Below are 25,649 nucleotides of genomic sequence, written 5' to 3'. Positions count from 1 at the left end.
TGAGGTTTGGTTTAGATTTGCTCTCGTTTAACCTCTCTCGTCAGAGGAGTCACAGCGCACAATCGTGTCGGCTGCCAATGCTTCAGACCGCCATCATACAGCTCTTATCGTGAACATTGTGCCACCCCCATCACCAAATCAGACAACATACCTATACGATAAACGTTATTTATATTAACATCTTAAATATTCGCATTATTTATTTATCTGTACAAAATACCATCATAATTTAAGCAAATTTACACAACCACGTAAAGGAAACGGTATGAGCAAAAGAGTTTATTTGGTTTCATGTTCCGGAAGACCAAATTATGGCGATGAATTAATCACCGCCACCTGGCTATCTTTCCTTTATAAAAATTATCCACAGTATGAAGTCTGGTTAGATACCCCTGAACCAGGTAACGTGCAATCGTTGTTTATGAAGTATCATCCCAACTTCAAAGCCATTAATACCTTGTGGAAAATCTGCTGGCGTTCCGTAGATATTCTAAATGATATAAATAATAAAACTGCCAGTCTTATTAAGGATTATGGTTCTCCTGATATTGACCTGAATATCGATATTTTACGCTCTGCTGATATTGTACATATTCTAGGCGGCGGCTATATCAATGCCAACTGGAAAGAAAACTATGCCATCCTGTTCGCTTGCCAGGCGCTAAAACAGGTCTCGCAAGCTAAAACGATTGCCACCGGCATCAGCATTTACCCGCACGAAGAGTTCCTTGCCGCTGAAATTTTTAACGATGCGATAACCTCATTTGATTATTTTTCCGTTCGCGATCCCGCAACGGCCAGTCGATTTGCGGTTGAAAATACTCAGGACGATGTGTTCCTGGGTTATGACCTGGATGTGGTATCCAAAAACAATAGCCCCGATCTGCCGGATATTTTATGCTGTATTCAGAATGAACTTTCTGAAGACGATATATTTCAAAAGCTTGTTTCCCTGGTTGCCGATTACCTTCAGCAACAGCATCAATGCGGCAAGAAAATAGGTTATATAGAAGCTATTCCAGGCGCCGACAACACGGCATTTGTCGAACTGCAGAAGGCCATCCCTGATATTCAGTTTTATCCTTTCTCGCATGTCTGGCATGGAGGTATCCCGGTTCAGGCTGATGGGGAGATTATTAGTACCCGTTTTCATCACCATCTGGTAGGCGCTTGCCTTGGAATTAAAGGCACCGCACTTAATATTGATAGTGAATATTATAAGAACAAGCACGAATCGTTGAGCCTGCTGGGTACCGGCTGGAATGTGCAATCGGCAGACACCCTTGCCGGTAATTTACACTCAACAATCAATGACGATTTTCATGCGCAACTCAGTAATATCGCCTCCGCCAAGTTAAACAAGGCTTTGGCGCTGTATCAGGAATAACGACACTCCAGTCCCCCGGCAACGCCGGGGGCTTCAGTTTAATCAAATACGCTATTAATAATCGCGGTGACCACAGCGGTACTGAGCGCAATCAGAACCAGATCGTCACCGACGACCCGCCACTCATAGCCGGGATAATAAGGTAATTGGTTGAGCATCGAGGCAGGCACCGCTTTTTTGGCAATACCCGGAGGTAATGGTTTTCCACGCGCGAGATTTTTCGCAATCCCCGGAGGCAGCGCCTGATAGCCGGTTAAGCCATAGTTCACCGCTAGCGCGCGAGCGGTGGTATAGCTGATATCACTGTTGACGTGATCCGGTTTGCCGTAGTTCTTACGCTGTCCCTTGCCAGCGCCGTTATCGCTTTGGCTGACGCTATGGCCATTGTTGCCTTTGTCTCCATGGTTGCCGTTATTACCACTATTGCCATGGTTGCCGCTATTACCATGACCACCGTTGCCATTACCGTTACCATTACCGTTTCCGGGATTAGCAAGCGCCGGTGCCGCGGCCATTGTTAGGGACAGCACTATAGCCAACGCTGCTTTTACTACCTGACGCTTTAACATGATCTTTTCCTTTAAATGCACAGAGTACACGCTGCAAATGTAGGTGATATTCGCCAACGATACCATTTCACTTATTCTGATTTCCATCACCGGTCGTTTACTTCAATTCCGCCGCCACGCCAGGCAAAAAACCAGCATATTTGCCATCTATAAACGCATTAAGCATGATTTCTGACTGTTAAATCGTGATGCCGCTAACAATTAAAAATTTAAAACCATTAACAACCAATTAACATTAGCAGGCAAACATTTCTCCTGAGGAAAATAATAATATGTCTACCACCCAGGTTCTCGGCGACGCCTCCTTTAGCCCGCCAGGACAACATCCCGACAGCTTAACCGCGCGTATCGACGCTCTGCCCTCCTCGCCCGGTCTGTGGTCATTTATCACACTGCTGGCATTAGGCGGCTTTTTCGAACTCTACGACCTGTTCCAGACCGGTTATATCAGTACCGGTCTGCTCGCCGAGAATATTTTCCATACCGGGAAAGACGGGGTATTCGGTATCGCGGATCAGGCGGCCTTCGCCTCTTCGACCTTTATGGGCTTGTTTATCGGTGCCAGCCTGCTCGCGCCGCTGGCGGACAGGCTCGGACGCCGTCTGACCTTTATGTTCGCGCTGGCGTGGTATGGCATCTTTTCGCTGATTATGGCGCTGCAAAATAGCGCTGAAGGGGTCATTTTCTTTCGTTTCCTGGTCGGGATCGGCCTGGGAATTGAACTGGTGACTATTGATACTTATCTCAGCGAGTGGATGCCGACGCATTTACGCAATAAAGCCTTCGCGTATGCTTTCTTCATTCAGTTTCTCTCGGTACCGACAGTGGCGCTGATGTCCTGGCTACTGGTGCCAATGACCATCCTCGGCCTGAGCGGCTGGCGCTGGGTGATTATTCTTGGCGCACTGTGCTCATTGGTCATTTGGGTCATCCGCAAAAAGCTGCCGGAATCCGCCCGCTGGCTGGAAAGCAAAGGCCGCCACGATGACGCGCACCGGGTCATGGGTGAAATGGAGCAGCGCTGCGGTTTATCGCCTTCCCGGCGCCATGCCAGCCCGCCGGTATCGGCGCCGCAACGCGGTAATTTTAAAGAAATTTGGGCACCGCAGTACCGGCAACGCACCCTCATGTTAATGGTGATGAACTTCTTCCAGGCCATCGGCTTCTTTGGTTTCGGTAACTGGCTGCCCGCGCTGCTTTCCGGCCAGGGCGCCAGTATTACCCATAGCCTGCTGTACGCCTTCTTTATCACCCTGGCCTACCCGCTTGGCTGCCTGTTCTGCACTCGTTTCGTCCATCGTTTTGAAAACAAATGGCAAATTGTCCTGTCAGCGCTAATGACGGTCATCTTCGGCACACTGTTCGCTTTACAAAATAACCCGATACTGCTGGTTATCTGCGGCTTTATGATCACCTGGTCTAATGCCTGGCTCACCATCAGCTATCACGCCTACCAGGCCGAAGTTTTCCCGACCCACATTCGCGCCCGGGCGGTAGGTTTTTGTTACTCCTTTAGCCGTCTGTCTACCGCGGTCACCAGTATTATGATTGGTGTGATCCTGCAATATGCCGGAACGCCAGGGGTGATTAGTTTTATCGTCGCCAGTATGCTGATGGTCATGCTGTCGGTCGGCATATTTGGGCCAAGAACCCGGGGAATTCGCCTGGAAAATATTTAAAGCTCACCAACGCCGCCGGTTACCCGTTCGGCGGCGTTGCGTACGAGTATTTTTTCTTGATAGCGCAGTAAAAATGGCAGCAGCAAGGCGCTAGCTCCGCTAAATGCAATCAACCCCGTAGACGCCTGCTGACTCATCTCGCCGTCGGCCAGCCACACTGAACAGAGCATAAAAGCAATCGCCGTACTGAAGGACATGAAACCTCCTTGCAGAGTGGTAAATCCCGCTCGCCAGGTATCGTCCGGGAACCGAATCGCCACCGCCGAGGAGGCAACCAGCCGGCTATAAGATGCTCCCAGGAAGGCAATCATGAACAGCCAACTCGCGCCGTCCAGCCAAAGCACCATCAGCAAACTGATGATAAAAACTACGGTTGCCGCCAGGCTCAGCCGATAGCCGCCAAAGCGTTGACACAGACTGCCGCTCAACTTTGTCGCCGCGAATCCCGCTATACCGCCGAGAAAGAACAACCACGGTAGCGCTTCGCTGCTTGCCCGCATATTGCCCATCAGCAAAGGCACCAGGATCGGCAGTAATAGCATCGGGCTAAACTGGGTTAACGCATTGCCGCTGGCGAATAACAGCATCGTTGGCGTGATGCGTATCTTTGTACCAGAGCCAGCGCCGCCGCAAGTCTTCGGCAGGCCAACATAGATCATGATAAGCGCCAGCAGGCAGAGAACGCCAATCAATGCCGGCGCCGTCTGCCAGCCGAAACGTGCGCAGAGAAACAACATGGCGGGCATGCCGATAATACTGACCAGCGAAAAGGCCGAAATGACCGTTGCCAACAAGCGCGCGCGTTGTTGCTGGTCCGCCGCGTTAATCAATAAACTGCTGGCCACCCCCATCGTCATTCCGCCAAGGATGCCGGCAAAAAAGCGCAGCACCAACAGTAATATGAAATGCTGGGTGGCCAGCACCATTAGCGTCAACGCTCCCAGTAACGCCATATTAACCAGCAGAAACGTTCGCGGATTAAGCCTCCCCACCCAGCGCCACGCGCCAATGCCGGAAATGACCGATGCGAGCGTGTATATGCCGCTGACATAACCTGCCCAGCTCACCGGTACCTGGAAAGTTGGCGCCATGTAGACAAATAGCGGATTGAAAATCATATATTCCAGCGCGTTGGTAAATTGGATAAAAGCGATAATCGCACCCATTCGTCGTAGATTTATGGTCATTACACGTCCTCTCATCAGGGGGGAGCATCAGTTTATCGGCTAGTAAAAAAGCGCATAAGTCGGTAAAAATGGGCGGGTTAATTATCAAAAATGGGATAATCGGCGGTGAGTAAACTGGATTTGAATGCACTACGCGTGTTTGTGAATGTCGTGGAAAACGGCAGCTTTAGCGGGGCGGCGCGGGCGTTACGTATGCCTTCGTCAAATGTCAGTCGCCAGATTTCGCAACTGGAAGAAAAACTGCAATTGCGGCTTATCCAGCGCAGCACCAGACACATGCATCTCACCGATCCCGGACAGGCTTTTTTTAACAGCATGCGTCCCCTGCTCGATGAGCTCGCGGCAACCGAAGCGGCCTTGACTCAACAGCAGGCCGATCCTGAGGGGCTGTTGCGCTTATGTCTGCCTAACGAAATTGGACCGACGCTTTTTGGCCCCCTGCTGGCGCAGTTCGCCACGCGTTATCCTAAAATCGAAGTAAGCTGCGTGGTCAGCCTTGCCGGTGCCGATGCGCTCAAAGATGATATTGATATTGCCGTCGCCATCGTCCGTGGAAAAATGGAGGATGCCAGCTATATCGCCAGGCCGTTGGCGACGTTTCCCTGTTGTGTTGTCGCAGCGCCTTCGCTGCTGGAAAAATGCGGACAGCCAGTACGTTGCGAGCAGCTTGCCTCGCTTCCCTGCATCACCACCGTCAGCGCGCTGAAGGGGCAAGCCTGGCAATTCATCACCGCACAGAACGCGTTTAAAAAAGTGAACGTACAGGCCCATTTTCGGGTGAATAGCGGAGAGATCGCTCTTCATGCCGCCGTCGCCGGCGTGGGTTTCGCCATCCTTGCTGAACAGACTTGCCGCCCGTTTATCGCCTCAGGTCAGTTAAAGGTGATTGAACTGGAACTACCGGCGGCACCGCTACATCTCATGGCGCTGTATCGCGAACGCCACTTTTTACCCGCTCGTTCTCGCGTCTGGCTCGATTTCATGCAACAGCATTTTGCCGCCGATTAAGTTTCTGACGTTTCACCGAAAATCGCCTGCGCATCGGCGAAGCACTTCTCCGCCAGCGACGACACCGGCTCCTGGTTACGCATGATGAGCGCAAGCGTGGAGTCAACCTCGGTTTCCGCGATGGGAATAATCGCCAGGTTGTCGCTCAACGCCTCCAGGCCGTTATTGAGCGGCATGATGGCACAACAGATCCCGGCCTGGACCGCCTGGATTATCTGAAATGTCGAATCGCTTTCAAAGACATATTTCGGCGTTAACCCTTTGGCTTTGAAGCTCATTTCAATCGATTCACGATAATACATTCCCTTGGTAAGGAAACCCAGCGGCAGTCCCGCTAATGTCTCCCACTCGGGGATTCCGGCGTCAAACTGGAAATGGCGACTGTCGTGCAGCAGGCCCATTTGCGTTTTCGGCAGCCAGGTGACGTTAAATAATTCGCTATCGACGTGGTGCAAATAGCAGATGCCAAGATCGAGCTGATTACGGCTGACGCCGTCGATAATTTGCTCAGAGGTCATCGACAGCAGACTGAACTGCAGTTCAGGGTATTTTTCCGCCAGCGGTTTGATAAGCTGCATAGGGTTCAGGCTGGCTAACGGCACCATGCCTACGCGTAACTGGCCCACCATCTGGCCGCGACAAATCGCCGCTTCTGCCGCCAGGCCGTCGTGCGCCGCCAGCAGCGCTCGCGCCCAGGCCAGAATGCGCTCCCCCTCCGGGGTAAAACCTTCGAAGCGTTGGCCGCGCTGAATCAGCGTGAGATTAAGTTCGTCTTCCAGGTTGCGAATACGCATCGAAAGCGTCGGTTGGGTGATATGGCAGGCCGCCGCGGCCTGACCGAAATGGCGCGTCTGATCGAGCGCGATCAGATATTTCAGCTGTTTAATGTCCATCTTAACTTCCAGAATAGTGACGTCCGCTGGTCAGTGGTGGACGCGATGCAGAACACAGCTGCGATAACATATGTTATTTAAATGTTACTTGCGGTGGGAGCTGATTTCAAGATGCCATTTGCCAGCGGCCCGATCGCAGGCCACTGGCAATATTTAGCAAATTAACGCAGACCGGGAACGGCGCGCACCTCTTTCGAACGCAGCGTCAGGCGGATAGGAACTGATTTGTACGACGGCGTTCCGCTCTCTTCATCGATGTAATCCAGCGGCACCAGCACGTTGGCTTCCGGGTAATAGGCGCCAACGGTGCCCGGCGCGATGCTGTATGCAACCACGGTGATATCCTCGAGGCGCAGATCGCTGTTCGGCAGCGCGGTGAAAATATCGACGCGGTCGCCATGCTCCAGCCCCTGCTCGGCCATATCCTGCTCGTTCATAAACAGCACATCGCGGCGGCCAAACACTCCGCGATAGCGATCGTCCATCGCGTAAATCGTGGTGTTGTACTGATCGTGGCTGCGCAGCGTAACCAGCCGCATCACGTCGTCGCCGTCAACCCGGCTGTTCTCATGGACGCCTTTGAACACCGAGAACATCGCTTTGCCGGTCGGCGTCGGCCAGATCCGCTCGGTTGGCGGCAGCGGCATTCGGAAACCGCCCGGATGACGAATACGTTCGTTATAATCCTCGAATCCGGGGATAGTGTGCTCGATGAGATCGCGGATGCGGTCGTAATCCGCCACCAACGATAACCAGTCGATCTTACTGTTCGGCAGCGTCGCCGTCGCCATCCCGGCGACGATAGCCGGTTCCGAGCGCAGTCGGTCAGAGGCCGGTTTCAGTTTGCCGGATGAAGCGTGGACCATCGACATCGAGTCTTCCACGGTAATCGACTGACGTCCGCTCTCCTGCATATCAAGTTCGGTGCGGCCCAGACAAGGCAGAATAAAGGTCTCTTTCGCCACCAGCAGATGCGAACGGTTCATTTTGGTGCCAATGTGCACGCTAAGATCGAGCCCGCGCATGGCCGGGAACGCTCGCTCATGATCCGGCATCGCCACCGCGAAATTACCGCCAAGACAGATAAGCGCTTTCGCTTCGCCGGCAACCATTGCCTGCAGCGCTTTCACCGCATCGTGACCATGTCCACGTGGAGCGGCAAAGCCAAACACGCTTTCAAGATTATTCAGAAACTCCGCACTCGGTTTTTCGGTAATGCCGACGGTACGGTTGCCCTGCACGTTAGAGTGACCGCGCAGCGGGCAGATCCCGGCCCCCGGTTTGCCGATATTGCCTCGCATCAGCAGAAGGTCGGCAATCAACCGGACGTTAGAGGTGCCTTTGTTATGCTGGGTGATCCCCATGCCATAGGTCACGATAGTGGCGTTGGATTTGGCGTAGGCAACGGCAACGCGCTGCAGATCGTCGCGGGTTAATCCGGACTCACGCTCAATTTCCGGCCAACTGGTCTGACGTAAATCTTCGGCAAAAGCATCGAAGCCGAGGGTGTGCTCGTTAATAAACGCCTGGTCCAGCACCTGGCCCTGGTCCGCTTCGATCTCCAGTAATGCCTTAGCGATCCCTTTCAGCGCCGCGGCATCCCCGCCCGCTCTCACCTGAAAATAGGTTGAGGCGATATTAGTTGAGCTGTAGGTCGCCATTTCAATAACGTTCTGCGGGTCGGCAAAACGCTCCAGCGCCCTTTCACGCAGCGGGTTAAAGACGATAATCGGCACACCGCGGCGGGACAATTCATGCAACGTCCCCATCATGCGCGGATGGTTGGTTCCGGGGTTGTGACCGATGGAAATAACCAGTTCGGTTTTATCAAAGTCATCCAAAGACACCGTGCCTTTGCCGATGCCGATCGATTGCGGCAAACCGACGCTGGTCGCCTCGTGGCACATATTAGAGCAGTCCGGGAAGTTATTGGTGCCGAACTCGCGGGCGTAAAGCTGGAACAGATATGCCGCTTCGTTAGAGGCGCGCCCGGAGGTATAGAACTCAACTTCATCGGGCTGCATGCCCTGTAATACTTCGCCAATGCGGGCAAACGCGCTTTCCCAGGAGACCGGGCGCAGCGTGTCGCTTTCGCGATCGTAAGACAAGGGATGGGTAATACGTCCGTACCCTTCCAGTTCAAAGTCGCTTTTCGCCAGCAGCGAGGTCACGGTATTGGCAGCGAGGAACTCTGGCGTCACGCGTTTGCTGGTGGCTTCCCAGGTGACCGCCTTCGCGCCGTTCTCACAAAACTGGAAGGTTGATTTATGTTCTTTATCCGGCCAGGCGCAGCCGGGGCAGTCAAAACCGTCAGGCTGGTTGGTACGCAGCAGCGTGACCGGGGCGTCAAGCGCGTCCATTTGCGTACGCACGGCGATGGCGGTCGCTTTTAACGCCCCCCATCCACCCGCTGGGCCATCATAGGGATGAACACCGGGGACAGCGCGTTTTTTCTTATTCATATGAACTCCTGAATACTCTCTTCAGCTAGCGGATGTTATTAACAACATTGGTCACGTTTTTTTGCGGCGATGTTAAATAACCACATTAATTAAGCGGAAAATACCGCATTTCATTTTGCAATGAATAGCAAATGACAGGGTTAACTCGTTGTTTTTAATGTTTAACTAAATGTCTGGTTAAAATGAAATGAGCAACTTTAATCGTTAACTAAATAATAACATCTCATTTCGTGTTGTATAATAGATGTTATCTATCGGGTGTTAAATTTAACCTATTTGATAATTAAAGAATTATTTTTAAACTTTATTATCAAGGGCATTAACATATTTCAATGCCCGTCAACGCCGTAATTTAATTGTCATCAACAGGAGGCTTTGCCCAGGTAAAGCCGTATCCGCTATGCAGAAAATATTCCATAAATACAATGAAGTAATGTCGTACAGGGGTGAGCCATGTTCGGATTAGATGCCTTTTATTTAGCCAGGATACAGTTTGCATTTACTGTATCTTTCCACATCATTTTCCCCGCTATTACCATTGGTCTCGCCAGCTACCTTGCGGTACTGGAAGGGCTGTGGTTAAAAACAAAAGAGGATACCTACCGCCAGCTCTACCATTTCTGGTCAAAAATATTTGCCGTTAATTTTGGTATGGGCGTCGTTTCCGGACTGGTGATGGCCTATCAGTTCGGCACTAACTGGAGCGGGTTCTCGCAGTTCGCCGGTAGTATTACCGGGCCGCTATTGACCTATGAAGTCCTGACCGCCTTCTTCCTCGAAGCCGGCTTTCTTGGCGTCATGCTGTTCGGCTGGCATCGCGTCGGCCGCGGACTGCACTTCTTCGCGACCTGTATGGTGGCGCTGGGCACGCTGTTTTCCACTTTCTGGATCCTCGCGTCCAATAGCTGGATGCATACACCCCAGGGCTACATTATCGAGAATGGCATCGTGGTGCCGGTAGACTGGCTGAAGGTCGTTTTTAACCCTTCATTCCCGTATCGCCTGCTGCACATGTCCACCGCCGCCTTCCTTGCCAGCGCCTTTTTCGTCGGCGCTTCGGCGGCATGGCATCTGCTGAAAGGCAATGACACGCCGGCAATCCGCAAGATGTTCTCGATGGCGTTGTGGATGGCGCTGATCGTCGCCCCCATTCAGGCGATGATTGGCGATGCGCACGGCCTGAATACGCTCGAACATCAACCGGCAAAAATCGCCGCGATTGAAGGACACTGGGAGAATAAACCGGGTGAAGCCACGCCATTAGTGCTGTTTGGTCTGCCGGATATGGATGAGGAGCGCACCAAATATAAAATTGAGGTTCCCTATCTTGGCAGCATCATCCTGACTCATAGCCTCGATAAACAGGTTCCGGCCTTAAAAAGTTTCCCGAAAGAAGATCGCCCAAATTCCACCATTATCTTCTGGTCGTTCAGGGTGATGGCCGGGCTGGGTATGTTAATGGTACTGCTCGGCGTGGTCAGCGCCTGGCTGCGTTGGCGTGGCCGGCTTTACACGTCAAAACCGTTCCTGCGTTTTGCCCTGTTGATGGGCCCTTCCGGGCTGGTCGCGCTACTGGCAGGCTGGTTTACCACTGAAATTGGCCGCCAGCCGTGGGTAGTCTATGGCGTTCAGCGCACCCGGGATGCGGTCTCCGCCCATGGCGATCTGCATATGTCCCTCAGCCTGCTGGCCTTTATCGTGGTTTACGCCTCGGTGTTTGGCGTCGGCTACGTGTATCTGATTCGCCTGATAAAAAAGGGGCCGGAAAGTGCGCACACGCCGGAGGACCCGACTCAGAACCAAACCCCTGCCCGCCCGCTGTCAGCGGTACGCGAACCTATGAATACTTCGGGGAGAAAATAATATGGGTATCGACCTGTCAATTATCTGGTTCACGATCATCGTTTTTGCCACTCTGATGTATATCGTGATGGACGGTTTCGATCTCGGGATCGGCATTCTGTTCCCGTTTAATAAAAATGAAACCGACCGCGATATGATGATGAACAGCGTGGCGCCGGTGTGGGACGGCAACGAAACCTGGATGGTGCTGGGCGGCGCGGCGCTGTATGGCGCGTTTCCGCTGGCCTACGCGGTGATTATCGATGCGCTCAGCATCCCGTTAACCGCCATGTTACTGGGGCTGATTTTCCGCGGCGTAGCGTTTGAGTTTCGCTTTAAGGCGACGCCGGAACATCGCCCGTTGTGGGATAAGGCGTTTATCGGCGGTTCGCTACTGGCGACGTTTAGTCAGGGGATCGCCGTAGGCACCCTGCTCAACGGCCTCAGCGTCACGGGTCGCGAATTTAGCGGCTCAACCCTCGACTGGCTGGCGCCCTTCCCGCTATTTTGCGGCGTCGGGCTGGTGATTGCCTACGCCTTACTGGGCTGCACCTGGCTGATAATGAAAACTGAAGGCGCTCTGCATCGCAAAATGTCCGAGCTGGCGATCCCGCTGACGCTGGCGTTGTTAGCAGTGGTCGCTATTATCAGCATCTGGACGCCGCTGACTCACCCAGAAATCGCTCACCGCTGGTTTACCTTCCCCAATATCATCTGGTTTATGCCGGTGCCGTTGCTGGTGCTGGTTTGCTGCTGGGGGATTGTCCGGAGCGCCTATAATCGTGAGGCCAGCTATGGGCCGTTTTTACTCACCCTGGCGCTGGTGTTCCTCGGGTTCAGCGGCCTTGGGATCAGCATCTGGCCAAATATTATTCCACCGGCTATCTCTATCTGGCAGGCCGCTTCGCCGCCGCAGAGCCAGGGCTTTATGCTGGTCGGCGGGCTGCTGATCATTCCGGTTATTTTGATGTACACCTGCTGGAGCTACTACGTGTTCCGCGGCAAAATCAAACCCGATGAGGGGTATCATTGATGGCGACTCAATCTGATAAAACGTTAACGACGCATCATCGTCCGTTCTGGCATAAACTGATGTGGCTGGTGATTATCTGGGGGGCCAGCGTGCTGGCGCTCGGCGTGGTCGCCACCTTCTTTAAGCTATTGATGACGGCGGCAGGAATGCGCACTCACTAATACTAAACGCCGGACGGGCTGACCCGCCCGGCGTTTTTTTATGTAAGGTTGTAATAACGGTCAGGTTGCATTTTTTCCGGTAACGGATGTTGCCCGGTCATATCCATCAAATTACGTTCAATGGTATTGCACATTGCATTCAGCGGCAGGTCGTTGGCCGAGGTGCCAAACGGATCTTCCAGCTCTTCCGCCAGGGAATCCCATGACAGGAAGGTGTAGGAGATAAACACCGAAACAAACGGCGTCATGTAATGCAAATCGCCCACCAGCGCGAACGGCAGCAACGTACAAAAAAGATACACCGTGCGCTGTAAAATCAAGGTGTAGGCAAACGGCACCGGCGTACTCGCCAGACGTTCGCAGCCCCCCAGGACATGGGCTAACTCATCGAGTTTATTATCCATCAAGCCGTAGGTAATATCGCTGAGCTTACCCTGCTCTCGCAGCTTACCTAACTCATTACCAATCAATAATAATATTCGGTTAGTCGGCATTGAGCTGGCGAGAATTTCCGCCACTTTTTCTTTCGGCAACAGGCGATAGAGGTCGACCGCCGGGTCGGTTTTACGCAACTGGTGCTTAAGGCTCCAGCTGAACGCCACCAGATAACTGACTAATGTTTTATGCGTTTCATCCTCGGCTGGAAGGATATTTTTCAGCTGCCGCACCAGCGTTCGTTCGGCAATCAGCACGGTTCCCCATAAATTACGCGCCTCAACGAAGCGGCTGTAGCTCGCGCTATTACGAAAGCCGAGAAAAATCGCAATCGCGATCCCCAACAGGCTAAATGGCGCAACGGTTAAATGAATGCCAAGTTGTTCATACCATTGATAGCTGATGATGGCGATGACCGACATCAGGACGTTCAATAGCAGGCGGAAAACAATTTTTGACAGCACGGAACCGTGCCAGTCAAACAGACGAAAAAACCAGTGTTGTTCTGGCCGGATGATCATTGTATTACTTCCTGAAGACCCAATGATGCTCAGTACATACCCTAATGAAAAATGATGGGTATATACCCGTCATACTTCAAGTTGCATGTGCGTTGGCAATAACTCGGCCCATCCCTGGGCCTCGCCCTTACGGGCGCAGTGAACTGCGTTCAAATTCGTTCCTGACGAATTTGTCCTCTCTCACCCCAGTCACTTACTGGAGTAAGCTCCTGGGGATTCCCTGCGTCGCCGCCTTCCTGCAACTCGAATTATTTAGGGTATAGATATTATCTATTAAGCCATTGGTTAATTTTATTGTACACAAACACGACATCGCGTTGATAACCGCCATTAATTAGCGATGAATTAATGGTGTTTTAATTATGGGCTCTTTTTATTTTCCACGCAATATACGGCCTGCAAAGCAGGCCGGAGAAATAAACCATCTGTAGCGGCGTAATGGCCGATATTATGCAGGGTTATTCAGCCTGACGGCTGGATAATTCTTCAAGTAACGTCGCGGAAGGTACAAAGAACAGACTGCCGGTAACCGGGCGGCTGTAATCGAGCAGTCGATCGTAATTACCGGCCGGGCGACCGACGAACATGTTTTCCAGCATCTGTTCGATGGGCGCCGGGCTGCGCGCATAACCGATAAAATAGGTACCAAACTCGCCCATCCCGGGTTTGCCGAACGGCATGTTGTCGCGCAGGATTTTAATCTCCTCGCCGTTCTCTTCAAGCGTGGTCAGCGAACTGTGCGAACAGCTTGGTTTGACGTCGGCATCCAGTTCGATGTTGGTCATTTTTTTACGCCCGATAATACGCTCCTGCTGTTCGACGGTTAGCGCATTCCAGCCCGCCATATCGTGCAGATATTTCTGCACGATCACGTAGCTACCCCCGGCGAAATCCGAGTCTTCTTCGCCGATAATGGTGAAATCCGCCGCCGCGCGCCCCTGCGGGTTTTCACTGCCGTCAACGAAGCCAATCATCGCCCGACGGTCGAAATAGCGGAAGCCGTGAACTTCATCGACAACCGTCACCGCGTCACCCAGTTTATCCATCAACTGCGTCGCCAGCTCGAAGCTAAGCCCCATATCATCGGAACGGATATGCAGCAGCAGATCGCCAGGCGTAGAGACCGCCACGCGCTCTCCGCTGCCCACGCGGCGGAAAGGATGCAGTTGCTGCGGGGTGGGTTGACCAAACAACTGCGGCCAGATCTCAGCGCCAAATCCGCAGATGCAGGAAATCCCTGCCTCCGGCATGCGGGTACCAACGGAACGCACCACCGCGGCAAAATCATCGCACCAGTCGCGCACGCGGCTCAGGCTCTCAGCGCTGCGCGCTACGGTCGCGACGATGAATATCGCCGTTCGCGGCAGCGGTAAAGTAATCGCCTGAGGTTCGTTAATTTTCATATCATCCTCTGTTATTGCCAATTAACGGCAAGGTAGCGTTGGCTCCTGCAGGCAGGAGTCGAAAGTTGTTTACGCGTGAGCCAGTTCGCCGCCGGGCGCTTCGTATGGATCAATGTGAATCATCACCTGTAGCACCTCATGGCGCGCGAGCACATTTTCCCGCACCGCCAGCGCGATAGCATGGCCTGCACGAACCGACAGCTCGCCCGGAACTTCAATATGGACATCGACGAGGATCAGGTCGCCCGCCTTACGAGTTTTTAGATCGTGCAAACCCACTACGCCGCCGGTTGCGGCGATGGTGTCGCGTATCGCATTCTGGGTTTGCGCGTCGACCGAACGATCCATTAAATCATGCAAAGCATCGCCGGCAAAAGTGTAACTCATTCGTGTAATCAATACCCCTACTAACAATGCCGCCACGGGATCCAACCAGGCAATACCGGCGAGGTTACCCACGATCCCCACCGCCACCACTACCGACGATGCCGCATCCGAGCGCGCATGCCAGGCGTTCGCAATTAATAATGACGATTGAATGCGCTTTGCTACCGCCAGCATGTAACGGAACAGCGTCTCTTTTGCGATCAGCGCCGTCAGGGCCACCCAAAGTGCCGTAATATGCACGGATTGAATGGTTTCCGGATGGAGTAGTTTATCCACCGCCGACCATAACATACCGACGCCGACAACCATTAAAATCGCGCCCAATATCAGCGACGCGCCATTTTCGTAGCGCCAGTGGCCATAATGATGATCGCTGTCTGAAGGTTTACGGCTTTTCTTATTGGCAATCAGAACCACAAAATCAGCAATTAAATCGGAAAGAGAGTGGATGCCATCGGCAATAAGCCCTTGCGATCCTGAAAACAGGCCAGCGATAATTTGCCCGGTCGATAAAAACAGATTAACCACGACGCTGACCAGGGTGCTTTTTCGCGCGGCCTGTGAACGCTGATGATATTTATTATCATTCTGTTGATTTTTATTTTCCATCATCCCTCCCGAATAAAGTATGGATGATAGCCTGATATGAATCAGCGATATTCAATATTAATGGCTTGTTGATAATAAATTTAAAATAAATAGCCTGAGTTATAATATATAAATGCGAATGATTGCGCTTTAAAAATAGCCGACATTGAGCGGCTATTTTTTTATTTTATGACGTTGCCATTCGACGCATAGCGCAATGATACGCCCCATTTCGCACCGAGGCGCGGAGCACCCGCGCTACGCCATTGACCGCCACTCTCGCGGTTCGCCGCTGCAGCGGATTGATGGGGATCGCCAGCATCTGCTGCGCCCAATCGGGGAGCAGATCGATTCCGGCGACCATCATCCAGCGCCCTACCGGCTGGCTTAGACGGCCCGGCAGACGGGTGTTGAGCAGCACCTGCGCCACTTCTTGCGTTCGCTCATCACAACGTAACTGTGGGCGCATATCCTGCAAATACTCCGCCACCTGACGTGGCGTTTCGGGGATGTCTTCGGCGCCAAGCCGCCGGGCGACCTCCGCCGCTTCGCGGTAGTATTGCTCCTGACGCGCGGCAGTAACGATGGTGCGCTTATAACGCAGATGAGAGGCCATAAAGCTGCTGCACTCGGCCACATGAACCCAGGTTAAGAGCGCCGGATCGCTGGCGCGATAGGGTGTGCCGTCCGGCGCAACGCCGCTGATGCGCTGATGGATCCCCTGCACTTTGGCGATTAATCTTTCGGCATCTGCGGTAGCGCCAAACGTGGTAGCTGAGATAAATTGACTGGTGCGGCGCAGACGGCCAAAGATATCCTCGCGAAAACGCGAATGATCCCACACACCGGCCAGCGCCAGCGGATGTAGCATCTGCAATAATAGCGCGCTAATGCCGCCGCAGAGCATTGAGGTAAAGTCGCCGTGTACCTGCCAGATAGCCGACTGCGGGCCAAATAAGCCTGGCTCGCCCTTCGGGTTTTCAAAATCAATCTCTTTTAACGCCATCCCGGTTAAACCCAGGACCTGTGATTCAATCATGCCGCGTATGCTGGTCATTGCGTTGCCCGTCGCTATCCGTAACGCCACCAACATAACACCATTCGCGGCGGCAGGCATTTGCCGACGGTGACTTTAAACGCCAACGCGCCCGCGTCCCCGCGGGCACGCCACGGATCAAGCGTTGAGCTGATAATCGAGGGAAATGTCGGCTTTCAGTACCTGCGAAACCGGGCAGCCGGCTTTGGCTTTCTGGATAATCGGATCAAAGGCCGCTTTGTCGATACCCGGCAGGACAATATTGCTCTGCAGCGCAATCTTGGTGATGGCGAAGCCGCCGCCGCTCTTATCCAGCGTGACCACCGCAACGGTATCGATAGAGGTCGCCGTATAGCCCTCCTCGCTGAGCATTAATGACAGCGCCATTGAGAAGCAGGCGGCATGGGCCGCGCCGATAAGCTCTTCCGGGTTAGTCCCTTTAACACCTTCAAAGCGGGTATTAAAACCATAAGGTTGTTGGTTCAACGCGCCGCTTTCCGTCGAGACGGTGCCTTTACCGCTTTTCAGATCCCCTTCCCAATGCGCCTGACCTTTCTTATGAATTGCCATCGTTTCACTCCTTTTTGACGTTAAAGGAGTAAGTATAGACAGCTCTAGCTGACCTGAGCCAACTGTTGCTGAATGGCCTCCAAAAACAACGGCAGCGCGCTGGGCTGATAATCCCGTGACAGATAGATGCCATAGACGGCCAGGGATTTTGGCGTATATCCAGGCAGCACCTGCTTTAGCGCGCCGCTGTTTAGCGCGCGCCGGGCTTCCAGTTCCGGCAGCATAGCGATGCCGCATCCGGCAACCGCCGCTTCCATCAGCAGAGAGGAGATCCCGGCGCTCAGATTGCCGGAGACGGCCACCGACACGGGTTCGCCCTGCGGATCGGTAAACTGCCATGTCGGGGTGGCGAAATGGCTATAGTGCAGACAGTTATGTTGACTAAGCTCCTCCGGAGAATTTATCTGGCCATGCTGCTGTAGCCACCTCGGCGAGGCGCAGAGTACCGAGCGGCAGATGCCAAGCCGCCGCGCTATCGCCCCCGGCTCCGGATTATCGGTGATCCGGATGGCGACATCGATACGCTCGCCAATCAGGCTTACCGGATGGTTATTGATATCCAGTTCGAGACGCAGTTGCGGGTAGCGGGCCAAAAACTCCGGTAGCAGCGGTGAAAGCAACTGCATGGCGGTAAAGTGCGCGCAGGCGACCCGCAGCGTGCCGCTCGGCACCGCGCGTTCCGTCTGCCCCGCGATCTCATCCGCCAATTGCGTGAGGCTACGCGTTTTCTGTAATACCTTTTCGCCAGCGCTGGTTAAAGTCAGTTTGCGTGTCGAACGATGAATGAGCCGGGTTCCGGCCCAGTGTTCCATCTGCTCCAGATAGCGACTCACCATCGGCCGCGACATACCAAGCGCCCTGGCCGCCGCGCTCAAACTGCCCAGCTCGCATATCCGCATATATACCTGGGCGGCGATCACTCGATCCATATCCGTATCCATCTGCACGTTTTATGAAACTCAGCATCTCTTTTTTCAGGAATTTTCGCAAATCAAGAATGACGTAAAATAAACCTATTCACCTGAAAGAGAGAAAACCAACATGAAAGTATCTGCCCTGGCCATCGCCACCGCCCTGTTCAGCACCACCGCTTTTGCCGCGCCGTTGACCCTGCAAACCTACAACCCGCAGGAGAACGCGATCTTCGCGGTGAACTCCACGCTGGCCTCCGGCCCGCACGAGGCGGTGCTTTTTGACGCCCAGTTCAGCGTTAAAGATGGCGAAAAGCTGGTTGAGATGATCAACAAAAGCGGTAAGAAGCTCACGCACATTGTGATCACCTCCGGCGATCCGGATTTCTATTTTGGCCTCGAGCCGCTGGTAAAAGCCTTCCCGCAGGCCAAAGTGGTGGCGACCCCTCAAGTGGTTAAGCATATTGAAGAGACCAAAGCGGCGAAGCTGGCTTACTGGGGCCCGCAGATGAAAGACGGCGCGCCGAAGCAGGTCTATGTTCCACAGGTATTAGCCGCAGATAGCTTCACCATCGACGGCGAGAAAGTGGAAATTCGTCAGCCGCAGAACTACGGCGCGTTCGTCTGGATCCCGGCGAATAAAGCGATTCTTGGCGGCACCGGCGTCGCCTGGGGCATGCACGTCTGGACCGCCGATACCCAAAGCGCGGCGAGCCGTCAACAGTGGCGCCAGACCCTTAACGATATGGCCGCGCTGCATCCGCAACAGGTGATCCCGGGCCACTACCTCGGCACGCCGCCGGCGGGCGACAAGGCTATCGTCTTTACCCGCGACTATCTGGAGAAATTCGAGCAGGCGCTGAAAGCTCATAAAGATTCCGCCAGCGTCATCAAAGCCATGCAGGCGCAATATCCGGGTCTCGCTGAAGAAAGTTCGCTGGAGCTGAGCGCGAAAGTGAACACCGGCGAAATGAAGTGGTAATCGCCCGCGCCTGAATCGAGAACGCTCTTAATCTGCCGACGCAAGGTTGCTATTCGCAAAAAAATGGACCACGATAATCCCGTCGCGTTAAAAAGCGCGGCGTACTTAGGGTTACGTTTCGTCCGGCTTGCGTCGGGCTTGTCCTTGAAACCAGAACAGGATTAAGGAGTAAGAATGAAATCGAACCATCAGGCACGTCATCTTCTCGGTCTGAACTACAAGCTTTCACGCCAGAAAAAAGTGGTGCTGGAAGGCGACGAAGAAACTACCGTTAACCATATCCATGCTACGGGCCGCAAACGCCGCGGTGGTTAATTTTCCAGCTGAGTGATGATAAAAACACCATCCGCTAAACAGGATGGTGTTTTTTTAAGACAATCCCACGCTTCGCATCCTTCTTTTGTTACCATCTGCTCTATACTCTGCCCGCTGCATTTCCTGCCAGCCCGATCGCTTATCGCCGCGCCCGGGTCTGAAGTGAACATCAAGGAGTTAGTGCGATGCAATTCATCTATAAAAAAAACCGTTCTCTTTATATCCCCTACGCTGGCCCGGTTCTGCTTGAGTTTCCGTTACTCAACAAAGGAAGCGCCTTCAGCATGGAAGAGCGTAGCAGCTTCAACCTGCTGGGCCTGCTGCCGGAAGTGGTCGAAACCATCGAAGAACAAGCTGAACGCGCGTGGATCCAGTATCAGGGATTTAAAACCGAGATCGATAAGCACATTTATCTGCGCAACATCCAGGACACCAACGAAACCCTGTTTTATCGCCTGATTGGCAATCATCTCGATGAGATGATGCCGGTTATCTATACCCCCACCGTCGGCGCCGCCTGTGAGCGTTTCTCGGAAATCTACCGTCGCGCGCGCGGCGTGTTCATCTCTTACCAGAATCGCCACAACCTCGACGATATCCTGCAAAACGTACCGAACCATAACGTCAAAGTGATCGTGGTGACCGACGGCGAGCGTATTCTCGGTCTCGGCGACCAGGGTATCGGCGGGATGGGCATACCTATCGGTAAGCTGTCGCTCTATACCACCTGCGGCGGTATCAGCCCGGCCTACACCCTGCCTATCGTGCTGGATGTCGGCACCAACAACCAACAACTGCTCGACGACCCGCTGTATATGGGCTGGCGTCACCCGCGCGTGACCGACGATGAGTATTATCAATTCGTTGATGACGTTATCCAGGCCATCAAAAATCGTTGGCCGGACGTGCTGCTGCAGTTTGAAGATTTCGCGCAGAAAAACGCCATGCCGCTGCTTAACCGCTATCGTAACGAGATTTGCTCGTTTAACGATGATATTCAGGGCACCGCGGCGGTCACCGTCGGCACATTGATCGCCGCCAGCCGTGGCGCGGGCAGCCAGCTCAGCGAGCAAAAAATTGTCTTCCTCGGCGCGGGCTCCGCCGGTTGCGGTATTGCTGAACAGATCATCGCGCAAATCATGCGCGAAGGGTTAAGCGAAGAGGAAGCCCGCCAGCGCGTATTTATGGTGGACCGCTTTGGCCTGTTGACCGACGGCATGCCGAATCTGCTGTCGTTCCAGAGCAAGCTGGTGCAGAAGCGCGAAAACCTGCAAGGTTGGGATACGACCAACGAAGCGCTCTCGCTACTTGACGTGGTGCGTAACGTGAAGCCGAATATTCTGATCGGCGTCTCCGGCCAGCCGGGGCTGTTTACGGAAGAAATTATTCGTGAAATGCACAAGCATTGTCCGCGCCCTATCGTCATGCCGCTGTCGAACCCGACCTCCCGCGTTGAAGCCACACCGCAGAACATCCTGACCTGGACCGACGGCGAAGCGCTGGTGGCCACCGGCAGTCCGTTCACCCCGGTGACGGTTAAAGGCAAGCAGTACGCCATCGCGCAGTGTAATAACTCCTATATCTTCCCGGGTATCGGCCTTGGCGTTATCGCCGCGGGGGCATCGCGCGTCACCGACGAGATGCTGATGGCGGCAAGCGAAACCTTAGCCAACCACTCGCCGCTGGTGAATAACGGCGAAGGCCCGGTACTGCCGGAACTGAAAGATATTCAGGCTGTGTCGCGCGCTATTGCGTTCGCTGTCGGTAAAGTGGCTCAGGAACAGGGCGTGGCGGTGAAAACATCGGCCGAGGCGCTGCTGCAGGCCATTAGCGATAATTTCTGGCAGCCGGAATATCGCAACTATCGCCGAACCTCAATTTAATACGTAATCTCTAACCGGGCCAAATATCGGCCCGGTTTTTTTGTCTAATTCGCCTGCCGCTTATTTATATTTTTCGTTCTGATATTTCTTACACCAATATATAAATAAAAATACTTGCTATTTTTCCTTACCCATGCAACATTTTCCACCCCCACATCAAACAAAGGAATGCAAAGTGGAAAATGTGACTTTCAAAGAAAACAAAAACACACAGACAATGATCCGCGTCGTATTAATCCTGATAGGTCTTACTGCTATCTTCGCGGGTCTCTCTCTCTTTAGTGGCGATATGTGGCGCATCATACCCGATGCCGACCCGGAAAAAACCGCAACCGGTACTCTCGTTGGTCTTATTATATATTCACCCAGTAAATTCTTTTTTGCGTTGCTATATATTTTTATTGCCCCTCTAATATGGATTTTGCTTGTTCGAAAAATCAATTTTCACCTCCTGCACCATCCTATCATCCCTGCAATTTTGTTTCTCTGCGCAGGCATCTTTGTTTTTCTGCATCCAGAAGTGACACCGGGCGAAGACTTGAGCATTCAGTACAGTCGCCACAATAGTTATCATACTTCTATATTCTGGCGAGAAAGAATAACCCGTATTTATCTTAATAACACAATTAAATACGAAACATTTGTCGAGACTAAAGACTCCAGTTGGGATTTTAGCAAATATAATATTAAAAGCGCCTGGCGCTGCAAAGTCGAACAATATTCAAGTTTTTCAACTCTGGGCTTCAATGAAAGCTGGTACCCGGACGATAATCCGCAGGTAATGGCCGTGAACTGTAGACAAATTACGGATATTGAAGGACTCTCTAAAGAAACACTCTACAGTGCCCAGCGCATTGCAACTCAAAATGATCAGGCGGGCGTACAGAAAAATGAACAATAAAAAAATAATACTCAAACCTGCATTAAGAGTTTGGCTCGCGCTGTTTGGGGTTATAGTTTTGGCAAGCGTTTTGAGTGCTATTAATGGGAAACACTTGTATTTGGGTAACAGAGTCGATTTTTTGTTGGCAAAAACAGGAGAGGTTATTATTAATGAACTATATATCCCTGCTAAGGTTTTTTTTGCTCTTATCGCTTCCTTTATCCCGCCGATTCTGTGGCTACTGTTCGTGAACAATAAGCCGCAACGCCCATTTTTTTCCATAATCCTCCCGCTGTTACTATTTTTATCAGGGCTATTATTTTTCTTTCTTAAACCTCAAATCATTCCCGGCGAAGAAACAACCACCTACCGCTACGGCCTCTCCGACCTAAATTATCAGACTATCCGTTGGCAGAAAATGGTTCCCGGAAAATTTATTGATACACATTCAAAATTTCAAGTTTTTCTCGAGTATCTGAACCTTATGGAAGGGGAAACCTCCGACAATATAAAAAATGCTTATATCTGTGAAACTGAACGGGAGACTCAGTTTTATACTTTAACTATCAACCAACGATGGTTGCCGGATAAATACCCTCACATTCTGGATGCCCATTGCAGCCAAATAAAAGAAATCAATTCACTGACGGAATCTACCCTTTCACAGGCGCATTGGTTCCTGACAAGAGATTAATACGTTAACCAGACTGGCAGGATAGCTTCCAGACTACTCCTGCCATTTTTGCGGCGATAGTAACCAACCGCCGTCCCACAATACTCTCCGGATTACCATCGCCGAAAAAAAACAGCACTGCCGCGCTTCATTTTCATACCCTCTGTTTACTAAACACCCGTCCATCCTTACGAGTGGCTTCACATATGCTTTATTAACTCGCTCATCCGCGAGTAAAGGTCTTGCCCGCTTACCCGGTCGCCGATAAATTAGCAATCAGATAACGCGGTGCTGAAATAAGCGCGCAGCAAAAACAGAAGGTTTAGGTATGGCGAATATTCGTGATGTCGCCCGTCGGGCCGGGGTGTCAATTAGTAGCGTGTCCAACGTACTTAATAATCGCACACAGCAGATGCGCGAAGAGACCCGACAGCGGATAGTCAAAACGATGGCTGAGTTAAATTACCGCCCGCCGCGTTGCGCCCCGCCGGTCGCCGATTCAGCAACCAAAATGCTCGGCCTGATGGTACCGTCTATCGTCAATCCGAGCTTTTCAGCGCTGGCACATGAACTGGATACTGCCGCGCGCGCTTTTCGCCATCGCCTTTTATTAGGCATTTGCTGCCGCGATGCCGCCGAGGAGTCGGCATTTATCGCGGATATGTTTTTGCATGGCGTACGCGGATTGATCGTCGCCGCCAGCGACGTACGCAAAACCCACTTTGTACGTGCAGCCGAACAAGGCATGACCATTATTAGCTATGACAATCGGCTGGCCGAAAGCGTCCCGCCTCGGGCGCGCTACTTCGATAGTGTCTCAATGGACAACGTTGAAGCGGGACGTCTGGCGGCGCAACATCTGCTGGACAACGGTTGCCGCAATATCGTCTTTGCCACCGAAAGCGGGTTAACGCTAGGGCGCAGCCATAAAATCCTCGGCTTTCAGTCCGCGCTTGCCCAAAGCGGAACAGCGGCAAGAGGCGTGGTGATAGAAGGCAGAGGCAATCGGGAATTCGGCGACGCCGAGATGTTCGAACTGGGCGTAAGTCTGGCGCAAAAAATTAGTGCCCGCACGCCGCGAGTGGATGGCGTGGTGGCGATTAACGATGCGTTAGCCATCGGCATGATGGTTGGGCTCCGCGCGCAGGGCCTGAGAATTGCAGAAGATATTTCGGTCATTGGCATCGATAACATCGCCCTCTCAGCGCTCTCATCGCCCGGCCTTACCTCGGTAATGGCCCCGCTTTCGACAATGGCGTCGATGATGGTAGAGCGGCTCGTCCAGAGAATTGCTGAGCCGGGATTACAAACCGACGAATTTATCTTCGCTCCGGAAGTGATTCAGCGCCAGTCGGTAAGAATAAAGCAACCATAGTTGTTTTATAAATAAATAACACGATGCAGATAATATTTATTATCAGCAGGGAGGCTTACACCCTTTTAGACTCAATACGCATATTAATGTCGGGATTCCCATCCCATTCTTTTGTACTTTAACGAGTATAACCGGAAATAATGATGAACCTACAATCTGCGCAAAATATAGAAAAGAGCGCCATTAAGAAATTGACATGGCACATTGTTCCATTAATGATATTGCTTTATTTTCTGGCTTTTCTTGATCGTAATAATATGGCCTACGCCGCAATGGCGTTAGAGGATAGCCTTGGTCTGACGGCCACCGCCTTTGGCTTTGCTTCGGGAATATTTTTCATCGGTTATTTTATGTTTGAAATCCCCAGCAACGCCGGCACGATTAAGTTCGGTCCGCGGCTGTGGTTCGCGCGTATTCTGATAACCTGGGGAATATTTGCCACCTTGATGGGCTTCGTCAGAACGCCGACCGAACTCTATATCTGTCGTTTTATGCTCGGCGTGTGCGAAGCCGGTTTCTTTCCTTCGGTGGTGTACTACTTCACGATATTTTTTCCGCCCGCCTGGCGGACCAAAATTCTCGGCATGTTCATTATTGTTCAGCCGCTATCCAACGCCGTCGGTTCACCGATTTCAGGTTTAATTCTGCATATCGATAACGGCTGGTTTGGCCTTGAATCCTGGCAGTGGTTATTTATCCTCGAAGGTATTCCGCCGATCGTTATTGGCCTGTTCATCCCTTTTATTATCAAGAATTCACCACAGGAAGTCGGCTATCTCAACGCTGAAGAAAAAGCGTGGTTAATGAGTAGTACGAACCGTTCAAAATCAGGTAGTAAAGTCTCGCTTGCTGAGTTCGCCAGCGGTATTAAAAATCCCAAATATCTGCTTTATGCACTGCTGAATTTCGGAATGGTTTGCGGGATTTACGGCTTCGGAATGTGGCTACCGTCGATTATTACCGCCATTTCCGGCGATGATATTCTGCGCGTTAGTATGATTGCCCTCATCCCCTACGGCCTGGCGGCGCTACTGGTTTACCCATGGAGTATGCTGGCGAGTAAAACGCGAAAAATCGCCGTTTTTGCCGGTATCAGTATGGTCGTCGCCGCATTAGGACTCGCCGGCGCGGTAGTGTTCTTCAAGTACAACGTCGCGGTTTCACTCTCATTCCTGACCATTGCCGCCATTGGCATCTATACCGCGGTGCCGTGTTTCTTATCGATGCCTGCCAACGTCTCGGCGGGCGCGGCGACGGCCGCGGGGCTCGCCGTAGTGAGCTGCATCGGCAACCTGGGCGGCTTCGTCGCCCCCTACGTGGTCGGCCTCCTTAACGACTTCAGCCACAGCAGCACGCCGGGTCTGATATTCCTCGCCATGTGCCTGCTGATCACCGGCCTGATTTGCATTTTCTACTGCGCCAGACAGCGTGAAGGCGTCATTCAATCCTGAAAATTTAAGGAAACA

Annotated in this window: 23 protein-coding genes; 13 read left to right on the top strand and 10 right to left on the bottom strand. The window is 52.5% G+C overall.

Annotated features, from left to right (window positions below; genetic code table 11):
- Nucleotides 1-265: 265 nt before the first annotated feature.
- Nucleotides 266-1,387 (top strand): polysaccharide pyruvyl transferase family protein, encoded by a 1,122-nt coding sequence (locus tag ABLV66_RS12015; protein WP_063447134.1) that lies wholly within the window; start codon nucleotides 266-268, stop codon nucleotides 1,385-1,387.
- A 38-nt stretch (nucleotides 1,388-1,425) separates the two neighbouring features.
- Here ABLV66_RS12015 and ABLV66_RS12010 read toward each other — a convergent pair whose 3' ends face one another.
- Nucleotides 1,426-1,956: an anti-virulence regulator CigR family protein gene (locus ABLV66_RS12010; RefSeq protein WP_047048555.1), complete on the bottom strand. Its 531-nt coding sequence runs from the start codon at nucleotides 1,954-1,956 to the stop codon at nucleotides 1,426-1,428.
- Nucleotides 1,957-2,228: 272 nt separating this feature from the next.
- On the opposite strand from ABLV66_RS12010, the gene ABLV66_RS12005 reads away from it, so the two are divergent.
- Entirely contained in the window at nucleotides 2,229-3,635 is a 1,407-nt protein-coding gene (locus ABLV66_RS12005) for an MFS transporter (RefSeq protein WP_047048558.1), read from the top strand.
- On the opposite strand, the gene ABLV66_RS12000 is transcribed toward ABLV66_RS12005, so the two are convergent.
- Nucleotides 3,632-4,822, bottom strand: a complete 1,191-nt coding sequence (locus tag ABLV66_RS12000) for an MFS transporter (RefSeq protein ID WP_323133870.1) — start codon at nucleotides 4,820-4,822, stop codon at nucleotides 3,632-3,634. The two genes, ABLV66_RS12005 and ABLV66_RS12000, sit on opposite strands and share 4 nt — an antisense overlap.
- 105 nt (nucleotides 4,823-4,927) lie before the next feature.
- On the opposite strand from ABLV66_RS12000, the gene ABLV66_RS11995 reads away from it, so the two are divergent.
- A complete protein-coding gene (locus ABLV66_RS11995) occupies nucleotides 4,928-5,830 on the top strand; it encodes a LysR family transcriptional regulator (RefSeq protein WP_348876662.1) in 903 nt (300 codons plus the stop codon).
- Here the strand turns inward: ABLV66_RS11995 and ABLV66_RS11990 are convergent.
- Complete coding sequence (locus ABLV66_RS11990; protein WP_063447136.1) at nucleotides 5,827-6,723, bottom strand: LysR family transcriptional regulator; 897 nt, start codon at nucleotides 6,721-6,723, stop codon at nucleotides 5,827-5,829. The two genes, ABLV66_RS11995 and ABLV66_RS11990, sit on opposite strands and share 4 nt — an antisense overlap.
- Nucleotides 6,724-6,884: 161 nt before the next feature.
- Complete coding sequence (locus tag ABLV66_RS11985; RefSeq protein WP_348876663.1) at nucleotides 6,885-9,185, bottom strand: FdhF/YdeP family oxidoreductase; 2,301 nt, start codon at nucleotides 9,183-9,185, stop codon at nucleotides 6,885-6,887.
- 453 nt (nucleotides 9,186-9,638) lie between these two features.
- Here ABLV66_RS11985 and ABLV66_RS11980 point away from each other — a divergent pair, with 453 nt between their 5' ends.
- From ABLV66_RS11980 to ABLV66_RS11970, 3 genes are read left to right on the top strand one after another with little or no spacing between them, the layout of a single operon-like run.
- Nucleotides 9,639-11,048, top strand: a complete 1,410-nt coding sequence (locus tag ABLV66_RS11980; RefSeq protein WP_015366505.1) for a cytochrome ubiquinol oxidase subunit I — start codon at nucleotides 9,639-9,641, stop codon at nucleotides 11,046-11,048.
- 1 nt (nucleotide 11,049) lies between these two features.
- Complete coding sequence (cydB, locus tag ABLV66_RS11975) at nucleotides 11,050-12,060, top strand: cytochrome d ubiquinol oxidase subunit II (RefSeq protein WP_049059746.1); 1,011 nt, start codon at nucleotides 11,050-11,052, stop codon at nucleotides 12,058-12,060.
- Nucleotides 12,060-12,221 (top strand): DUF2474 domain-containing protein, encoded by a 162-nt coding sequence (locus ABLV66_RS11970; protein WP_064568862.1) that lies wholly within the window; start codon nucleotides 12,060-12,062, stop codon nucleotides 12,219-12,221. Before cydB ends, ABLV66_RS11970 begins: the two co-directional genes overlap by 1 nt.
- Before the next feature lie 38 nt (nucleotides 12,222-12,259).
- On the opposite strand, the gene ABLV66_RS11965 is transcribed toward ABLV66_RS11970, so the two are convergent.
- From ABLV66_RS11965 to ABLV66_RS11940, 6 genes are all read right to left on the bottom strand, one after another.
- Nucleotides 12,260-13,177 (bottom strand): bestrophin family protein, encoded by a 918-nt coding sequence (locus ABLV66_RS11965; protein WP_045394194.1) that lies wholly within the window; start codon nucleotides 13,175-13,177, stop codon nucleotides 12,260-12,262.
- A gap of 458 nt (nucleotides 13,178-13,635) precedes the next feature.
- Nucleotides 13,636-14,580 carry a Dyp-type peroxidase gene (locus tag ABLV66_RS11960; protein WP_348876664.1) on the bottom strand — a complete coding sequence of 315 codons (945 nt, stop codon included), beginning with the start codon at nucleotides 14,578-14,580 and terminating at the stop codon, nucleotides 13,636-13,638.
- A 69-nt stretch (nucleotides 14,581-14,649) separates the two neighbouring features.
- Nucleotides 14,650-15,576, bottom strand: coding sequence for a cation diffusion facilitator family transporter (locus tag ABLV66_RS11955; RefSeq protein ID WP_348876730.1), 927 nt, complete (start codon nucleotides 15,574-15,576; stop codon nucleotides 14,650-14,652).
- A gap of 166 nt (nucleotides 15,577-15,742) precedes the next feature.
- On the bottom strand, nucleotides 15,743-16,612 hold the full coding sequence (locus ABLV66_RS11950; protein WP_063415540.1) for an oxygenase MpaB family protein: 870 nt from the start codon (nucleotides 16,610-16,612) through the stop codon (nucleotides 15,743-15,745).
- Nucleotides 16,613-16,729: 117 nt separating this feature from the next.
- Complete coding sequence (locus ABLV66_RS11945) at nucleotides 16,730-17,161, bottom strand: OsmC family protein (protein ID WP_015366497.1); 432 nt, start codon at nucleotides 17,159-17,161, stop codon at nucleotides 16,730-16,732.
- A gap of 44 nt (nucleotides 17,162-17,205) precedes the next feature.
- Nucleotides 17,206-18,090, bottom strand: a complete 885-nt coding sequence (locus ABLV66_RS11940; RefSeq protein ID WP_047048576.1) for a LysR family transcriptional regulator — start codon at nucleotides 18,088-18,090, stop codon at nucleotides 17,206-17,208.
- A 112-nt stretch (nucleotides 18,091-18,202) separates the two neighbouring features.
- On the opposite strand from ABLV66_RS11940, the gene ABLV66_RS11935 reads away from it, so the two are divergent.
- From ABLV66_RS11935 to ABLV66_RS11905, 7 genes are all read left to right on the top strand, one after another.
- On the top strand, nucleotides 18,203-19,054 hold the full coding sequence (locus tag ABLV66_RS11935) for a Vmh family MBL fold metallo-hydrolase (RefSeq protein ID WP_047079128.1): 852 nt from the start codon (nucleotides 18,203-18,205) through the stop codon (nucleotides 19,052-19,054).
- Between the two features lie 174 nt (nucleotides 19,055-19,228).
- Entirely contained in the window at nucleotides 19,229-19,369 is a 141-nt protein-coding gene (sra, locus tag ABLV66_RS11930) for a stationary-phase-induced ribosome-associated protein (RefSeq protein ID WP_015366494.1), read from the top strand.
- Between the two features lie 185 nt (nucleotides 19,370-19,554).
- On the top strand, nucleotides 19,555-21,252 hold the full coding sequence (locus ABLV66_RS11925; RefSeq protein WP_015366493.1) for an NAD-dependent malic enzyme: 1,698 nt from the start codon (nucleotides 19,555-19,557) through the stop codon (nucleotides 21,250-21,252).
- Between the two features lie 217 nt (nucleotides 21,253-21,469).
- Complete coding sequence (locus ABLV66_RS11920) at nucleotides 21,470-22,153, top strand: glycosyl transferase (protein ID WP_348876731.1); 684 nt, start codon at nucleotides 21,470-21,472, stop codon at nucleotides 22,151-22,153.
- Nucleotides 22,143-22,829 carry a hypothetical protein gene (locus ABLV66_RS11915; RefSeq protein ID WP_047048581.1) on the top strand — a complete coding sequence of 229 codons (687 nt, stop codon included), beginning with the start codon at nucleotides 22,143-22,145 and terminating at the stop codon, nucleotides 22,827-22,829. The genes ABLV66_RS11920 and ABLV66_RS11915 overlap by 11 nt, the downstream gene beginning before the upstream one ends.
- 307 nt (nucleotides 22,830-23,136) lie before the next feature.
- Entirely contained in the window at nucleotides 23,137-24,183 is a 1,047-nt protein-coding gene (locus ABLV66_RS11910) for a LacI family DNA-binding transcriptional regulator (RefSeq protein ID WP_045394180.1), read from the top strand.
- Between the two features lie 143 nt (nucleotides 24,184-24,326).
- The gene (locus ABLV66_RS11905; protein WP_045394178.1) at nucleotides 24,327-25,634 is read left to right on the top strand and encodes an MFS transporter; all 1,308 of its coding nucleotides are present in this window, start codon (nucleotides 24,327-24,329) and stop codon (nucleotides 25,632-25,634) included.
- The last annotated feature ends 15 nt before the right edge of the window (nucleotides 25,635-25,649 follow it).

The organism is Klebsiella sp. CN_Kp073 (genome assembly GCF_040065495.2).
GTDB lineage: Bacteria > Pseudomonadota > Gammaproteobacteria > Enterobacterales > Enterobacteriaceae > Klebsiella > Klebsiella aerogenes.
Note: the sequence above shows the minus strand (reverse complement) of the source record. Positions and strands in the feature narration are given on the sequence as shown.

Coding starts and splice junctions, on each gene's coding strand:
- ABLV66_RS11955 (WP_348876730.1), bottom strand. CDS start 15,576: ATGGAAAATAAAAATCAACAGAATGATAATAAATATCATCAGCGTTCA.
- sra (WP_015366494.1), top strand. CDS start 19,229: ATGAAATCGAACCATCAGGCACGTCATCTTCTCGGTCTGAACTACAAG.
- ABLV66_RS11920 (WP_348876731.1), top strand. CDS start 21,470: ATGATCCGCGTCGTATTAATCCTGATAGGTCTTACTGCTATCTTCGCG.
- ABLV66_RS12010 (WP_047048555.1), bottom strand. CDS start 1,956: ATGTTAAAGCGTCAGGTAGTAAAAGCAGCGTTGGCTATAGTGCTGTCC.
- ABLV66_RS11910 (WP_045394180.1), top strand. CDS start 23,137: ATGGCGAATATTCGTGATGTCGCCCGTCGGGCCGGGGTGTCAATTAGT.
- ABLV66_RS12005 (WP_047048558.1), top strand. CDS start 2,229: ATGTCTACCACCCAGGTTCTCGGCGACGCCTCCTTTAGCCCGCCAGGA.
- ABLV66_RS12015 (WP_063447134.1), top strand. CDS start 266: ATGAGCAAAAGAGTTTATTTGGTTTCATGTTCCGGAAGACCAAATTAT.
- ABLV66_RS11945 (WP_015366497.1), bottom strand. CDS start 17,161: ATGGCAATTCATAAGAAAGGTCAGGCGCATTGGGAAGGGGATCTGAAA.
- ABLV66_RS11940 (WP_047048576.1), bottom strand. CDS start 18,090: ATGGATCGAGTGATCGCCGCCCAGGTATATATGCGGATATGCGAGCTG.
- ABLV66_RS12000 (WP_323133870.1), bottom strand. CDS start 4,822: ATGACCATAAATCTACGACGAATGGGTGCGATTATCGCTTTTATCCAA.
- ABLV66_RS11935 (WP_047079128.1), top strand. CDS start 18,203: ATGAAAGTATCTGCCCTGGCCATCGCCACCGCCCTGTTCAGCACCACC.
- cydB (WP_049059746.1), top strand. CDS start 11,050: ATGGGTATCGACCTGTCAATTATCTGGTTCACGATCATCGTTTTTGCC.
- ABLV66_RS11905 (WP_045394178.1), top strand. CDS start 24,327: ATGAACCTACAATCTGCGCAAAATATAGAAAAGAGCGCCATTAAGAAA.
- ABLV66_RS11990 (WP_063447136.1), bottom strand. CDS start 6,723: ATGGACATTAAACAGCTGAAATATCTGATCGCGCTCGATCAGACGCGC.
- ABLV66_RS11960 (WP_348876664.1), bottom strand. CDS start 14,580: ATGAAAATTAACGAACCTCAGGCGATTACTTTACCGCTGCCGCGAACG.
- ABLV66_RS11950 (WP_063415540.1), bottom strand. CDS start 16,612: ATGACCAGCATACGCGGCATGATTGAATCACAGGTCCTGGGTTTAACC.
- ABLV66_RS11980 (WP_015366505.1), top strand. CDS start 9,639: ATGTTCGGATTAGATGCCTTTTATTTAGCCAGGATACAGTTTGCATTT.
- ABLV66_RS11985 (WP_348876663.1), bottom strand. CDS start 9,185: ATGAATAAGAAAAAACGCGCTGTCCCCGGTGTTCATCCCTATGATGGC.
- ABLV66_RS11970 (WP_064568862.1), top strand. CDS start 12,060: ATGGCGACTCAATCTGATAAAACGTTAACGACGCATCATCGTCCGTTC.
- ABLV66_RS11965 (WP_045394194.1), bottom strand. CDS start 13,177: ATGATCATCCGGCCAGAACAACACTGGTTTTTTCGTCTGTTTGACTGG.
- ABLV66_RS11915 (WP_047048581.1), top strand. CDS start 22,143: ATGAACAATAAAAAAATAATACTCAAACCTGCATTAAGAGTTTGGCTC.
- ABLV66_RS11925 (WP_015366493.1), top strand. CDS start 19,555: ATGCAATTCATCTATAAAAAAAACCGTTCTCTTTATATCCCCTACGCT.